General features: G+C 45.2%; 14 protein-coding genes. 11 read left to right on the top strand and 3 right to left on the bottom strand.

The features are described 5' to 3' along the window. Positions 1-7 precede the first annotated feature (7 nt). Complete coding sequence (locus DYADSP32_RS03305; protein WP_414617478.1) at positions 8-355, bottom strand: YciI family protein; 348 nt, start codon at positions 353-355, stop codon at positions 8-10. A gap of 401 nt (positions 356-756) precedes the next feature. Here DYADSP32_RS03305 and DYADSP32_RS03300 point away from each other — a divergent pair, with 401 nt between their 5' ends. The 4 genes from DYADSP32_RS03300 to DYADSP32_RS03285 all read left to right on the top strand — a co-directional run bounded on the left by DYADSP32_RS03300 (position 757) and on the right by DYADSP32_RS03285 (position 4,082). Beyond that, positions 757-1,302, top strand: coding sequence for a pyridoxamine 5'-phosphate oxidase family protein (locus DYADSP32_RS03300; protein ID WP_149244045.1), 546 nt, complete (start codon positions 757-759; stop codon positions 1,300-1,302). Positions 1,303-1,383: 81 nt separating this feature from the next. Then, positions 1,384-2,151 (top strand): 5'-methylthioadenosine/adenosylhomocysteine nucleosidase, encoded by a 768-nt coding sequence (locus DYADSP32_RS03295; protein WP_149244046.1) that lies wholly within the window; start codon positions 1,384-1,386, stop codon positions 2,149-2,151. Positions 2,152-2,230: 79 nt separating this feature from the next. After that, positions 2,231-3,217: a phosphotransferase gene (locus DYADSP32_RS03290; protein ID WP_149244047.1), complete on the top strand. Its 987-nt coding sequence runs from the start codon at positions 2,231-2,233 to the stop codon at positions 3,215-3,217. 169 nt (positions 3,218-3,386) lie between these two features. Next, a complete protein-coding gene (locus DYADSP32_RS03285; protein ID WP_149244048.1) occupies positions 3,387-4,082 on the top strand; it encodes a DUF1080 domain-containing protein in 696 nt (231 codons plus the stop codon). Between the two features lie 82 nt (positions 4,083-4,164). On the opposite strand, the gene DYADSP32_RS03280 is transcribed toward DYADSP32_RS03285, so the two are convergent. Further along, the gene (locus tag DYADSP32_RS03280; RefSeq protein WP_149244049.1) at positions 4,165-5,082 is read right to left on the bottom strand and encodes a sugar phosphate isomerase/epimerase family protein; all 918 of its coding nucleotides are present in this window, start codon (positions 5,080-5,082) and stop codon (positions 4,165-4,167) included. 110 nt (positions 5,083-5,192) lie between these two features. On the opposite strand from DYADSP32_RS03280, the gene DYADSP32_RS03275 reads away from it, so the two are divergent. Beyond that, positions 5,193-5,693, top strand: coding sequence for a VOC family protein (locus tag DYADSP32_RS03275; RefSeq protein ID WP_149244050.1), 501 nt, complete (start codon positions 5,193-5,195; stop codon positions 5,691-5,693). A gap of 23 nt (positions 5,694-5,716) precedes the next feature. Here the strand turns inward: DYADSP32_RS03275 and DYADSP32_RS03270 are convergent, their stop codons facing one another. Further along, complete coding sequence (locus tag DYADSP32_RS03270) at positions 5,717-6,187, bottom strand: hypothetical protein (RefSeq protein WP_149244051.1); 471 nt, start codon at positions 6,185-6,187, stop codon at positions 5,717-5,719. 202 nt (positions 6,188-6,389) lie between these two features. Between DYADSP32_RS03270 and DYADSP32_RS03265 the strand changes: the two genes are divergently transcribed. The 6 genes from DYADSP32_RS03265 to DYADSP32_RS03240 all read left to right on the top strand — a co-directional run bounded on the left by DYADSP32_RS03265 (position 6,390) and on the right by DYADSP32_RS03240 (position 15,200). Beyond that, complete coding sequence (locus tag DYADSP32_RS03265) at positions 6,390-6,899, top strand: GNAT family N-acetyltransferase (RefSeq protein WP_149244052.1); 510 nt, start codon at positions 6,390-6,392, stop codon at positions 6,897-6,899. Positions 6,900-7,159: 260 nt separating this feature from the next. Further along, positions 7,160-9,577, top strand: coding sequence for an ABC transporter permease (locus tag DYADSP32_RS03260; RefSeq protein ID WP_149244053.1), 2,418 nt, complete (start codon positions 7,160-7,162; stop codon positions 9,575-9,577). A gap of 219 nt (positions 9,578-9,796) precedes the next feature. Further along, entirely contained in the window at positions 9,797-10,270 is a 474-nt protein-coding gene (locus DYADSP32_RS03255; protein WP_149244054.1) for a sigma-70 family RNA polymerase sigma factor, read from the top strand. Between the two features lie 4 nt (positions 10,271-10,274). Beyond that, positions 10,275-10,817 carry a hypothetical protein gene (locus DYADSP32_RS03250; RefSeq protein WP_149244055.1) on the top strand — a complete coding sequence of 181 codons (543 nt, stop codon included), beginning with the start codon at positions 10,275-10,277 and terminating at the stop codon, positions 10,815-10,817. A 93-nt stretch (positions 10,818-10,910) separates the two neighbouring features. Next, a complete protein-coding gene (locus tag DYADSP32_RS03245; protein WP_149244056.1) occupies positions 10,911-12,734 on the top strand; it encodes a cytochrome c peroxidase in 1,824 nt (607 codons plus the stop codon). Positions 12,735-12,800: 66 nt separating this feature from the next. Continuing rightward, positions 12,801-15,200 (top strand): metallophosphoesterase, encoded by a 2,400-nt coding sequence (locus DYADSP32_RS03240; protein WP_149244057.1) that lies wholly within the window; start codon positions 12,801-12,803, stop codon positions 15,198-15,200. Positions 15,201-15,239 lie beyond the last annotated feature (39 nt).

The following is a 15,239-nucleotide window of genomic DNA, read 5'->3' as shown; positions in this document are numbered from 1 at the left end:
GGTCATTTTAATTTTCAAGAACTCTGATCGGCCTTACCTCAATAACCACCTCTTTGGTATGCAACAACGGACACATTTGGGACAATCGTACCGCATGGTCTATGTTTTCGGCCCACACGATAAAATACCCGCTTATGGCTTCTTTGGCCTCAATAAATGGACCATCCGAAAGCACTTTTGTATCCGTGACATACCGCCCTGTTGTTAACAAAGGTTCCGCTGCAACGTAATTTCCTCCCGCAGCCAGCTCGTCGACCCACCCGAGCATGAGATTGAGCTTGACCAGATATTCTTCTTCAGTCATCTGACCGACCTCCCTGAGATCCTGCCTGACTAGAAGCATAAACTTTTCCATGCCTGTTCGCTTGTTTAACATTGTTACTGGCTTGATGGAGATCTGACCACCCGGCCAGCACAAACCATTGGGATAATTAAGTCGGATTAAATAATTTTCTACCTAACTACCTCCCGATGCGAGCTGCCTGATCTTAAAATATTCATGACCGTATTGTAGCTCAATTGGCAAAACCCGGCTTGTGTCCTTTTCCATTTTTGTTAAACTTACTTTGGCTGGACGCATCTGGTTACCACTACGGCCCGTTGCCGATTCTCCGTTGCTGTGAAATCCATTCCCTTTTCCCTAGATTTGCCGTACAGGATAACCGTTATGATGCAGACAACGTGTATGCAAGAATCCGGACAACAATATAATTCTTTGCTGTCTGACAATTAGCAAAAAAAGCAAAACACCACTTTATGGGAAAAAGAATCGATCAGATCACACCTGAATTGCAACGTTTTATTGAGCATCAGAAGATTTATTTTGTGGCTACCGCAATGGCTTCGGGCAGCGTAAACCTGTCACCAAAAGGCATGGATTCCTTTAGGGTATTGTCTCCGAACAGAGTCATGTGGCTCAATGTAACCGGCAGTGGAAACGAAACCGCAGCACATCTGTTGGAGAATGACCGGATTACCATCATGTTTTGTGCTTTTGAAGGCAAACCTTTAATCCTGCGTCTTTATGGCCACGGCAAGGCATACCATCCTCGTGACCCGGAATGGCAGGAATTTATAGATTTGTTTCCAAATACACCCGGCTCCCGCCAGCTTTTCGATGTGGCGGTTGAGGTGGTACAAACTTCGTGTGGCATGGCTGTACCATTTATGGATTACAACAGGGAACGGGAAGAGCTGAAAAATTGGGCTGAAAAGAAAGGAGAAAAAGGCATAAGCGCTTATTGGAATGAGAAAAATCTAACCAGTTTTGATGGGTATCCAACGGGATTGTTGAACGAATGAGCAGCGATCATAACCTTTATAAAAACTGACGGATCGGGGCAATGACATCATGTGGATTCACTAGTAAATTATCCCAACTTTATGCAGAACAGAATAATCGGAATAATGGGGGCGATGCCCGAGGAAATTCTGGCTGTAATTGATCTTTTGGATCATAAGCAAGAGCACAAAAGTGGTGGCCGGAGTTATTTTTCGGGCACTTTGCATGGTATCCCTGCATATGTGGTCATTTCAGGATGGGGGAAAGTGGCCGCAGCAGCCACCATTTCGACGCTGATTTATAAATTCAACATAACAGAACTCATATTTACCGGGGTGGCTGGAGCTATCAGTCCCAAACTGTCGATTGGGGATATTGTGCTTGCCACGCGACTTATGCAGCACGACATGGACGCAAGGCCCTTTATACCACAATACGAGATCCCCCAGCTGGGCAGAATATTCCTGAACAGCCCATTGCCTCAAATGGAAGCAGCAAAAGTGGCTATCCAAAATTTACTTGCAGATAGAACGATTCAACAGGCTGAGGTAGAAAACAACCGCATCCGTTTCGGGATCACCAACCCTGAATTGCACCTGGGAGACATTGCCAGCGGTGATAAATTTTTTTCAAACACAGCTGACAAGCACAACCTGCTCGCTGGTCTTCCTTCCATCCTTTGTGTAGAAATGGAAGGCGCGGCAGTCGCACAGGTTTGTTTCGAAAATGATATTCCGTTTACCATCATTAGGACCATTTCTGACCGGTCTGATGACCATTCCGTGGCGGATTTTTCTGCATTCATTAAAGAGGTAGCGTCCCGCTATTCGTTGGGTATTATCAGAAATATTTTTGCCAACATGAATTAATTTCGTCCTCAACTCTAATTTATAAATTACCTGAATAGACCTCCATTAGTATTCTTTATTTCCCTCAACGCCACTGAGCATGTCACATTTCCCGGTTTCCAATTCCACCCTTTCCTCCACACACCTCGCTCATTTTTTAGAAAAGGTGTACGATATCGGTTCAAACCCGCGTTGTCATTTGCTCAAAACCGGCATCAACCACACTTATCAGATTGATAGTGAAAAAGGGAAGTTCATATTTCGGGTTTACAGCATGAACTGGCGCACAGACAAGGAAATTGAAGAGGAAATAAGATTACTTCAAATATTAAACAGTCAGAATGTTCCGGTTTCTTTTCCGATTCCGGATCAAACCGGGCGCTACATTCAGATTTTTGATGCGCCGGAAGGTCCCCGACAGGGCATGTTGTTCTCATTCGCGAGCGGACAAAAAATACTTAATCCGTCCCCTGAAACACATTGGAATATAGGCGTCGCGATGGCAAAAATGCATCTCGTTACCCAGGATTTACAACTCGACCGCATTACCTATTCTTCCAAGGTGTTGCTGCTAGACCCTATGGAGCACATCAGGCATTTCCTCCCTCCCGACACGGAGGAATGGCTGTGGATGTGTACAGCACAGCAATACTTGTTACGTGAATTTGAAAACATCGACACCGGTCAGCTACGCCACGGAGCGGTCCATCTGGATATTTGGTTTGATAACATCAATATCGATACCCAAAACCAGGCTACAATCTTTGACTTTGATTTCTGTGGAAATGGGTGGCTGTGCTTAGACATTGCCTATTATGTGATGCAGCTTCACAGCACGGAAAAGGAAGAAGTTGTTCGTACTGCAAAAATCAACGCTTTTGTGGAAGGCTACGAAAGTGTCACCCAAATGACCGCCGAAGAAAAACGGATCTTACCAATGCTTGGCGTCAGTCTGTATTTTTTTTACCTCGGCGTACAATCCTACCGGTATGACAACTGGTCCAATGTCTTTTTTAATGAAGTGTATCTGAAACGATTTATCCTCATGTTGGTCAAGAAGTACTATGATACCAACGGTTTGGGGTAATTAACTTGTTTGTACTTTGGCTGTCACGCAAGTATTCCATGCCGATTCAGTGTCCTCAATGAGTAGTATTTTCAGCATTCTTTTGCTTTCATTAGTAACGTCTGTAAGGGTTTCTAAAATAAACACCGGCTCTATTAAAATGCACCTAACTGATTCATTGTCCCTACGCATGAAAAAATGTAACATCATTTTCTTCTTTCTTCTTTTGGTTGCGTCCAATACCACGTTCGCTCAAATAAAGGGGAAAGAACTTTTCAATGGAAAAGACCTTAAAGGCTGGCATGTCGACGTACCTGAAATGGATAAAAATCCCAAAGCACCCATGCCTTTTATCATCCGAAATGGCTTGCTTGTCAGCCTGGGAACACCGGGCGGGCATTTGATCTCCGATGCGCAATACGAAAACTTCCAATGGACATTCCAATACCGTTTTGCGGGTAAGCCGGGCAACTGCGGTGCCCTCGTGTTTGTATCCAAACCCAGGGATCTGTATGAGATGTTTCCCAAATCAATCGAAGTGCAAATGATGAATCAGAATGCCGGTGATTTCTGGTGTATTCAGGAAGACATCACCGTGCCGGATATGGAAAAAAGGCGTGGCCCGAAAGAAAAGTGGGGCGTCAATGGGGATAAACTCAGGCGTGTCCCCAACCTTACCGACGGAACAGAAAAGCCATTGGGGGAATGGAACGCCATGCACATAGAGTGCGTGAAAAATACCATCAAAGTTTGGCTAAATGGTGTTTTGGTAAACTATGGTTACAATGCCACCGCTTCCAAAGGGCAGATTGCGTTGCAGTCGGAAGGCTCCGAAGTTGAATTCAGAGACATCGTGATCAAACCGATCAGTAAGTTGACGGACTGACTCTGAAAGTTTTTTAGTTTGAAAGTTAGCCTACGGCTAAAACTTAAAACTAAAAAACTCCCAAACCCATGCCCAACTTTCCTTACACGCCCTGTGCCACCTTTTTCATTTTTTCCAGCCCTGTTTTAGCCACCAGAAGCGGATCCTGCGCGTAATAATCTTTATTGAAAACCTCGAAAGAAAGTATAACAGGTCTATCCGGATTTTTTAAAGATTTCAAAACATCCTTTAACGGCGCAATTCCATCACCCGCATAAACGCGATCCGCATCCGTGATGGACTCTCGTGGCGGGGTTTTAGGATAATCATTCATGTGGAAAATTTCCACGAGCGGTTTGCCCACCGATTTCACACTGTCCATACCAGACCCACCCTTGTGCAGGTGATAGATATCCATCAACACACGGGCTGACGGATGGGAGGCCTCGGTGGTTACATACAGGATCTCTCCTACCCTGCTCAGGTTTTTAGAGAAACCCCAAAGTTCCAGATGTGGCACTACCCCTGTTTTGTCGCCAAGCTCGAGTATACTACGGTAACGTTCAGCAACCCTGGCCAAATCCAGCGATGCTCCGGTAGTAGCACCCATGGGCGGAGCTGCCACCCTGGGACATCCGATCTGCGACAGCTGATCCATTTCCATCTTGAGCTGCTCCAAGGCCTTCCCTCTCGTTGCTTCATCATCCACGATCCATGGTGCAAACCCGATGGCGTCTTCGATTTTCAAACCCAGATCGTCGACAATTTTTCTCGCATCCGACAAACTTCCACCTGTTTTTAGATAATCCTGTAAAGTATTGATCCAGATTTCTACCGACTTGTAACCCGCTTGAGCAGCCACTTCCAGCTCCTTCCTGAAGCCAAGCTTATGCCCACGAAGCGTGCTCATATTCAATGAAAAAATGAATGGACTTTCTTTCGCCTTTTGTTTCTGTTCCATGGGTAAAAATCCAGCTCCGGTTATGGCAAGTGTGGATGAGAGTGCTTCACGACGGTTCATTACAGTATTCTGTTTTGATTGGTATAACTCTTGTCAAAGTATACACCTGGCGTTTTTTACCGCTGTGCGAATAATATTGTATATTTCGACCTGTTTCAAATCGCTTATTTATGGAAGCCACCGACTACGTAATACCCGCACAAACGCGCATCGGACATGTGCACCTTAAAGTTGCCAACCTTGAAAAATCACTGGCATTCTACCATGGACTACTTGGCTTTGAAATAGTTTCACGTTACGGCGACCAGGCGGTGTTCGTTTCGGCAGGCGGATATCACCATCATATCGGACTGAATACCTGGTACAGTAAAGACGCACCTCCTGCCCCGAGGCATGGTACCGGTCTTTTTCATACGGCCATATTATACCCAACGAGGCTGGATCTGGCGGTCATATTCAGCCGGCTCCGGCTAGCTAAATACCCCATCACCGGAGCCAGTGACCATGGTGTTTCGGAGGCAATCTACCTTGATGATCCCGACGGAAATGGTGTAGAACTATACTGGGACAGGCCCAGGGAACTTTGGTCTTACCTTGAAGATGGTTCCATTGAGATGTTTACAAAAAGCCTGGATCTGAACGGCTTACTGGGAGAACTCAAACCTTCGTAATCGAATATTGGCAATAACAAAGATCAATCCTTGCACGGAACCCTTTGCAACACCAGACCATCAAATTTTAGGGTATTTACATTTTCGAAAACCATGCGGCCATTTTCTTCTTTGACCTTACCATAACCCTCTACCAGCAATGAATCCTTTTTAAGAAAAACAACCTCACGAACCGACTCCCTGCCTTCCGACATAAAGGTGTAGGCTGCCCGGATCGTATCCCCGTATACCTTGCCTAAAATGGTTCCGTTGTTCTGATCCTTTTCATATAACTTGTAACCCAGACTTCCCGTGATGCTATCGCCAGTCATCAGCGCATTCAAAAGAACGGTGTCTCTTTTGACCACCGACGAATAGCATACATTATAAGTACTGTCCGTTTCGGAAGTTTTCATTTCCACAGCAGAATTTTGTGTGGGGCTTTGATTGCAGGCGGTAATCCAGCAGCCTAATGAAGCAGCAACAAGTTTGGATAAATGTAGGGAAAATCTCATGTGGTAATTGTTTGGATATGGATGGTAAAACATCAGCTGCCAGAACAAAAGATCCGTGTTTGGCAGACATTATAGCATACTGAGTGCAAACATGATGCCAGTAAAGAGCAATCAGGAAACTTTTGGTAAATTGTTGACCGAAAGAATCAAGTCTTTTATCATTTTCTCTGCTTGCCCATTGATTTAAAACAACCCTTTCACCGTGAAGAAAAGCATGGAGCTTTTGTACAGAACTGCCACCATGGCCGATACGGGCCAGTTACAACGCTTAGGACTCAACGCTTACGGTCAGTTTAGAGCGGATTTAACAGAAGAGAATTGGAAAAGATTTCTCGTGTACCTGTCCGCAGAAAATACTTACCCCGACCTGCTGAAAAAGTCGACCTGCTTTGTTTGCGAATTAAATGACGAAATAATCGGGATGGCCTACCTCATTCCCCATGGTAACCCCACTGACATTTTCCCACCGGACTGGTGTTATGTAAGAATGATAGGTGTCCATGTGCGCCACGAAGGAAAAGGAATAGGAAAAGCATTGACAAAACTGTGTGTCAACCAGGCAAAAGCGTCTGGTGAAAACATCATCGGATTACACACTTCCGAATTTATGGATGCTGCCCGGCACATTTACGAGTCCCTGGGCTTTGAAAAAGTAAAGGAACTGGAACCCAGATTCGGTAAAAAATACTGGCTTTATAAACTGGACCTATAATTGTTTCTGTCGATCAGCAGCAATTCAGACCTCTGTGTTCATGCTGTTTTCGAACAAAAACTGTCCGATTCCGAACAAGACCAATATTATTTGACACTGGTAATCAAGCAAAAAGCACATTTTATGCTGGTGGCATTAATATTTTATACAAAGAACTATGTTATGCAATGTACAGGAGCATGGGGGCTCGGGCATAGTGCATGGGAGACTACCTTCAGCCCCGAGCCCCCTGCCCTATGCCCAAAACCATCAAACACTTTATGCTTAAAAACTACATCAAAATCGCCTGGCGGAACCTGTTGAGAAATCGAGCATTTTCTGCAATCAATATCCTCGGCCTTGCCATTGGTCTTTCGTCCTGTATGCTGATCAGTTTATACGTGCTGGACGAGCTGAGTTTTGATCGTTACAATGAAAAAGCGGACCAGATCGTTCGTGTCGCTTTTAAAGGCAATATGAATGGCGGGAAAATAAATGAGTCGCACGTAATGCCCCCAACCGGCCCGGCCATCAAAGCCGACTATCCCGAAGTGCTGGAAGCCACCCGACTGCGTCAGGCAGGGGGCCCGAAGGTGCAGATCGGCGCAAAAGAGTTCCGGGATGAACACATGGCATTCGTAGATGCGAATTTTTTCAGCGTTTTTACTTTGCCATTTGTAAAGGGTGATTCCAAATCAGCGCTTATGGAACCGAACACGCTGGTTATCACAGAGAAAACCGCAGCAAAATATTTCGGAAATCAGGATGCAATCGGAAAGATTTTGAAATTCAAAGGCTCTGACATGAATTACAAAGTGACAGGTGTAATCAAGGAAGTCCCATACAACTCCCATTTCCGGTATGACATCTTTGGCTCTATGGCTGGCCTTGAAGAAGCGAAAAGCACATCGTGGATGCAATCGGAATTCTTTACGTATTTGCTTCTCCAAAAAGGTTACGACTACAAAAAACTGGAAGCCAAACTTCCCCAGACCGTTGACAAATACATGGGTCCGCAGCTGAAAAGTGCCATGGGACTAACCATGGCGCAGTTTCGCAAAGCGGGTAACAACCTTTCCCTTACCCTGCAGCCACTAACGGACATCCATTTGAAATCTGATTTTGGATATGACCTGAGCCACCGTGGCGACATTAAATATGTTTACATTTTTAGTGCGGTAGCCATCATTATGCTGATCATCGCCTGTATCAATTTTATGAACCTTTCCACAGCAGGCGCATCCAAGAGAGCCAGGGAGGTGGGCGTAAGAAAAGTAATGGGCTCTGAGCGGAAAGAACTTGTGTGGCAGTTTCTGCTGGAATCGGTTTTACTTACCTCTATTGCACTGATTTTGGCTACCTTCTTTGGTGTACTGGCCCTTCCTCTCTTCAACGGCCTATCTGGTAAAGATCTGTCACTGCAACTCAACGCGATTCCGAAACTAGTTCCAGGCCTTTTGCTGTTTGGGCTATTGGTTGGGATTTTGGCTGGTACCTATCCAGCATTTTTTCTGTCATCGTTTAAACCTGTTTCCATTTTAAAGGGGAAATTCACTGCGGATAAGGGCAGCATCGGACTACGAAGCGGATTGGTGGTCATTCAGTTTTTTATTTCCATCACCCTCATGATCGGCACCACGGTGGTGTATCAACAGCTTCGATACATCCAGAACAAAAATTTAGGATATAATAAGGAACAAATTCTAATTGTAGATACCTGGTCGCTTAAAGAAAATGCCCGGGCGTTCAACGATGCCTTAATGCGTGATCCACGGATCGAAAACGTCAGCCAGTCGGGTTATGTACCAGCCGGAGCATCTTACAATAACAATTACATGGTGTATCCCGACGAAAAAAACACCACCCTGGTGAAGACGCTGCGATACGAAGTGGATGCCAACTACATTCCTACCCTGGGTATGGAAATGGCTTATGGCCGCAACTTCTCCAAAGATTTTGGCAACGATTCGTCGGGGGTGATCATCAATGAGTCTGCGGCAAAAATGCTTGGCTGGAAGATGGACGCACTCGATCATACCATTTCCCGTTTCAGTTCCGAAGGCGTAAAAAGCACTTTTCGCGTTATAGGTGTGGTGAAGAATTTCCATTTCCGATCCCTGCATGAACGTATCGAACCCCTGGTAATGACCCTGGGCAAAGGAGCAGGTACAGCAATTATTAAACTTAAAACCAGGGATGTGAGTCCATTGCTCACAGATCTCAAAAAGAAATGGAATACCCTGAAACCAGAAAATGCATTTGAATATTCATTTCTGGACGAAAGATTTAACAACACCTACAAAGCCGAACAGAAAACGGGTCAGATCCTTGGCGTGTTCGCAGGCCTTACCATCTTTGTCGCATGCCTGGGGCTGTTTGGTCTTGCCACTTTTACGGCTCAGCAACGTACCAAAGAAATTGGTGTCCGTAAGGTACTGGGTGCTTCTGTCGGGAGCGTGGTGACACTGCTATCAAAAGATTTCCTCAAGCTGGTGGCGATAGCCATTGTGATCGCTATGCCCGTGGCCTGGTATGGAATGAACCAGTGGCTGCAGGAATTTGAATATAGGATAAACATTTCCTGGTGGATGTTGGCCATCTCTGCGGTACTATCTGTAATAGTTGCCTTGCTGACCGTTTCTTTTCAATCGGTCAGAGCAGCCTTGCTGGACCCAGTCAAAAGTTTACGTTCAGAATGACCGGTTTGGTGACGTCATTGGATCCCTTCACCAATTCTTATTGATTTCACGCAACAGTAATTCCGAATGATTGCCAACACCTTCCGGAACTTGGAAAAGATCCCGGAAGGTGTTTTTATTTTCCAGCTTTATTAGATTATTTTCAAGGTGGTGTAAGTTTTTGGTAAATAAAACAACTTATCGTGCAAATAGGCAAGGTGGTCACACAAATGTTATTCCATGCAAGAAGCATTCCTGAACGTAATCGATCAGTATCAAAACATCGTCCACAAGGTAACCAGGCTCTACCGGGATAGCCTGGAAGACAGGCAGGACCTGTTTCAGGAAATTGTGTTCCAGCTTTGGAAAGCATTTCCCGGCTTTAGGGGTGACGCCAAAATAAGTACCTGGATGTACCGCATTGCCCTGAATACGGCTATGGCTACCTACCGCCAACGGAAAGTCTCCATGGAAACCTCTGATGTTATTCCGGAACATTTACATCCAACGGATCAGCAGGAATCATCCGAAAACCAGGAAAAGCTATTCTCCGCATTACGGCAACTGAACGATTCCGAAAAAGCAATAATTTCCCTGTTTTTAGAAGATTACAGTTACCAGGAAATTGCCTCGATTACAGGAATAACAGAAAATTACGTTGGCGTTAAAATCAATCGGATTAAAGAAAAACTCAAACTTATATTAAACAGATAAACCTATGGAGATCGATGACTTAAAATCCAGCTGGCAGGAATCGGGTGGAAAACCCATCAGTCCGGAACAAGTAAAACAGATGACGAAGCTCAATCAGCATCCGGTATTGAAAAAAATCCGATTCAAATTGCTCTTTGAAGCACTGCTTCTTTGTGTGCTTCTTTTGGTTTATTACGATGGATTTGATGGTGATAAAAAACCTTTTTTTGTCAACTTACTTTTAGTGATTTGCATCGTCATTTACATTTCCAACAATGTCCTGGGATACCTATCGTTACTAAATCCGGTAAAGGCAGACAACCTTGTCCTGTCTATCCAAACCCACATTTCTATTCTGAAAAAGTTGTCAGTGTTCTCTCTTTTGTCATCGATGCTGTATGCGGGATCCTTACTTCTCTTTTTTGCCAGCTCCATTGCCTTTACGCAACAAAAATACATGCTCATTGCGGCCCTCGTTATTTTCACAGTCGGAATGTTCTTTTTTTCCATAAGAAGCTGGAAGAATAAAATACAACGCTTTCAGAAGTTGCTGGACGAGTTTCATTAAATGACCATCAATTCATGAAACCGTTTTAAATGAGCTGATTTGTTTGTTTATTCGCCTGACATTGGAGTTAGAATTCAATTATCAGGATTTTTGATGATCACCAGAATTAAACTTGCCTTGATTGTTTTAATCACCGCTTTCCTCGCATTCTCAGCCAAGGAAAAGGAGGCAACGCCAATAGGTGTCCAGGAAAGCATACAACTGTTCAGGGCGGATGCTCCAAAATTTGCAAGCAGCACTACTCTACTCCGACAGGCAATCCTCTCCATCAATCGGAAAAACCCGGAAACAATTAAAAATGCCCTTCAAGCCTTGGCAGACTCCCGTGTAGCCTACAAGCGGATAGAATCGATGATGGAGTATTTTTTTGTGCATTCAGCACGAATTTACAATCGTGCCGCAAAAACCGAAATCGAAGAGCCCTATCTGGAGTATCAGGCACCGATGGGACTGCAATACATGGAGGCCTTGCTCCATGAACCGGATCCATTTTCAAAAAAGAAGGACCTGCTGGAACAAATTACGATTCTGGAACACGCTGCAAAAGATCTCAACTCACTTTTATACCAATTTAAGCCATCCGACAGCCAGATACTCGAAAGCTTGAGGCTGGAACTGATCCGGATTATGACGTTGGGCATTACCGGTTATGACGCTCCGCTTCTAAAAACCGGAATTACGGAATCGTATGAGGTGCTTCTTCATATACAGAAAGCGCTGAATCCTTACATGAGACTTTCTGCTAAACCATCAGACAGTCTATCCTACTATCTGAAAAGCACGCTCCAGTTTCTGAAACAAAATCCGAATTTTGACACCTTTGACCGGCTTTCCTTTTTCACAAATCACGCGCTACCGTTACAAACCCATCTCGGAAAAATGATCTCCCGATCGGGATTTCAACTGAACACATCCGGCGTATTGAATTACGACGCCGACCACCTCTTTAAAGCCGAAGCCTTCAAAGGAAAATTTTTAGATCCCAAAACGACCAGATCGGAGATTGCACTCGGTGAAAAACTATTTTCCGAAGCCGCCCTTTCAGGTAACGGTCAGATCAGTTGTGCCACCTGCCACCCACCGGGCCGGTTTTTCCAGGATGGGCTTGCAAAAAGCGTGGGCTTCGATGGTAGCACACCCGTTAGCCGCAATGCACCCAGCCTGTTGTATGCTTCGCTGCAACATAGTCAATTTTGGGATGGACGAGAAAAAACCCTGGAGCAACAAGTGGGTACAGTGACCCACGACGCCCTGGAAATGAATGGCAACACAGCGGTTACCCTGGCTCGGCTGGCGAAAATGAAGGCGTATAGAAAATGGTTTAAAAGGGCTTATTCCAAAAACGGAACGCCCGCCATCACAGAAGCAAACATTCAAAAAGCCATAGCCTCTTATGTGCGGACACTGCAGCCTTTCTATTCTGATTTTGACCGGTTCATAACCGGTGACAAGACTGCCCTTAACTCAAATCAGATTAAAGGATTCAATTTATTCATGGGCAAAGCACAGTGTGGCACCTGTCATTTCGCACCACTTTTCAACGGGCTGGTGCCGCCGCTTTATCAGCTAACGGAATTCGAAGTTTTGGGCACAACACTTACCGAAAACCTCAGTAAACCAGAAAAAGACACTGACGATGGCCGGATTAGGGTGAGACCTATAAAGTTTTACGAAGGTGCGTTTAAAACCCCAACGGTTCGAAACTCCGCTGTTACCGGTCCTTATATGCACAATGGGGCTTTCACTTCCCTGGATTCGCTGATGGAATTTTATAACAAGGGAGGCGGTGCCGGATTGGGCCTTGACCTGCCCTATCAAACCCTATCTCCAAATTCATTAAATTTGTCAGAAGAGGAAAAAAAGTATGTCATCAGTTTCCTGAACGCCTTGACCGATCGCATGGAGGTAAATAAATAAAATCCATCTGCCTGAATCTCAATAATTCGGACAATTACCAAAAAACAATCTCAGCCCTAACCTGAAATGAATAAATTATTACTCCTGATTTCATTTGTGTCCATATCGGCCGGCACTTTGGCACAAAGCATCATCCGGGGGCCTTATCTGATGGTGGGAACGCCTACCAGTATGGTGGTGCGGTGGCGTACAGACCTGCCCACTACCACCCGTGTACAATTTGGTACCGCTGCCGGAGCTTTGACGCAAAATGTAACGGACAACAGTCCGGTGACGGAGCATGTTGTGAAGATCACCGGACTTACTCCCAAAACCCGTTACTTTTATTCCATTGGCTCGGTATCAGGCACCTTGCAGGGTGATGCCGGCAATTATTTCGAAACGTCGCCCCTCGTTGGCCAGCCGGGAAAATACCGGTTCGGAGTATATGGAGATTGCGGGACAAATTCGGCGATTCAGGCCAAAACCAGGGATCAGATGCTCAAATACCTGGGAGATAATTATCTGAATACCTGGCTGTTACTAGGCGACAACGCCTATGGATTCGGAACGGATACGGAGTACCAATCCAATTTTTTTAATCACTACAAGGATTCTTTCATGAAAAGAACTCCATTGTATCCGAGCCCGGGAAACCACGACTACAACAACGATAATTTTGATCGTCAAAACGATCATAAAGTGCCGTATTACGACGTATTCAGCATGCCAACCCAGGGAGAAGCCGGTGGCAAAGCCTCCGAAACGCAGGCGTTTTATTCCTACGACTATGGGAATGTACATTTCTTATCGCTTGACTCGTATGGACGTGAAGACCAGGCCACGCGCCTTTACGACACATTGGGAAGGCAGGTGCAGTGGATCAAGGCGGACCTGGCAGCCAATCAAAACAAGGAGTGGGTAATTGCCTACTGGCATCATGCCCCCTTCTCACAAGGTTCGCGCAATTCGGAAACGGATCCTGAAATGACAGCCATACGAGAGAATTTCATACGTATACTGGAGAGATATGGGGTTGACCTTATTATCTGCGGACACAGCCACATCTATGAAAGATCTCGACTGATGGGCGGTTTCTATCAGCCGCACAATGCTTTCAATCCGTCGAAATACAATTACAGTTCTTCCTCTGCGAGGTACGATGGCACCGACAACTCCTGCCCGTATATCAAGAGTACGGATAACAACAAAGGTACTGTTTATGTGGTCTCAGGTTCGGCCGGGCACCTGGGCGGACGTGCCGCCGAATATCCGCATAAAGCCATGTACTATTCCCAATACGAGAAAGGCGGGGCATTTCTGCTGGAAGTGGAAGGGAATCGACTGGATGCAAAATGGGTAAGTGAAGATGGTGAGATCCTGGATAAATTCACGATGGAGAAAAACGTCAACAAAAACCAAAACCTGAATCTGGAATATGGCAGTTCGGTTACCTTAACACCATCATTCATAGGAAAATATTCCTGGAACAGTGGTGAGACGACCAAAAATATTACTGTCTCACCAAAAATCACCACTGAATACAAAGTACGTGATGAGTTTAATTGTATCACAGATGCCTTTAAAATCAATGTAAGCACACCGTCCACGGCTAAAATTTCGTCTTTCACGGGTGTGGCTACTCTGGCCAACGTTGTCGATCTCAAATGGACAACGGATTATGAGGTAAAATCAGCAAATTTTATTGTAGAAAGAGCGCTGGATGGAAAGGATTTTCAGGAAGTTGGTCGGGTTGCCGGGGCGGGGAACTCGGATGTGGCTAAATCCTATAACTGGACTGATCCTTCAAGCAATTCCCTTTTCAACCAACAAACACTTCATTACCGGCTTAAAATTACAGATACCGGAGGTGGCAGTACGTATTCACAAATCATTCGTGTGGACATTCAATTGTCAAAACTTACCAGTAAATTTTCCTCTTTCACCGGAACCGCAGATGTCGGAAATAACGTGACATTGAAATGGACCACCGAATTTGAAAACAACTCCTCTCATTTTATCATCGAAAGCAGTATTGCGCGCAGCGGTTTCAAACCTGTTGGAAATGTACCAGCGGCAAAAAACGCTGCCCAGCCCAAATCGTATGAATGGATGGACCAGACTTCATCCAATGTTGTAAACCGCGATTCGCTATTCTACCGGCTGAAACTGCTTGATCTGGCGGGAGACAGCACTTTCTCCAACGTATTGGCAATCAAGGTACAGATGGTCAGCAAGGCGGTGGATATAGAAATAATGCCAAACCCTTCCATGGCCAACGCGGTGCAACTACGCCTCACCGGAAAGACCAGCGCAGCATGCAAGCTGATTCTTACCGATCCGTCGGGCAAAACCATTTCGACAAGACAAAGCACGCTGACCAACCAGGCCGTACCCTTTCTACCCGAAAACGCCGCGCCGGGTCTGTATTTCCTGGAAGTAGTCATTGGAGAGACCAGGATTGTAAAAAAGGTGGTGGTATATTAAGAAAGGAGTTAAGAAATCAGAACTTAAAGAAGTTAATGA

Origin of the sequence: Dyadobacter sp. 32, assembly GCF_902506755.1 — a bacterium.
In the GTDB taxonomy this organism is placed as follows: domain Bacteria; phylum Bacteroidota; class Bacteroidia; order Cytophagales; family Spirosomataceae; genus Dyadobacter.
The sequence above is the reverse complement of the archived record's forward strand: the minus strand, read 5'-3'. Positions and strand labels throughout refer to the sequence as shown.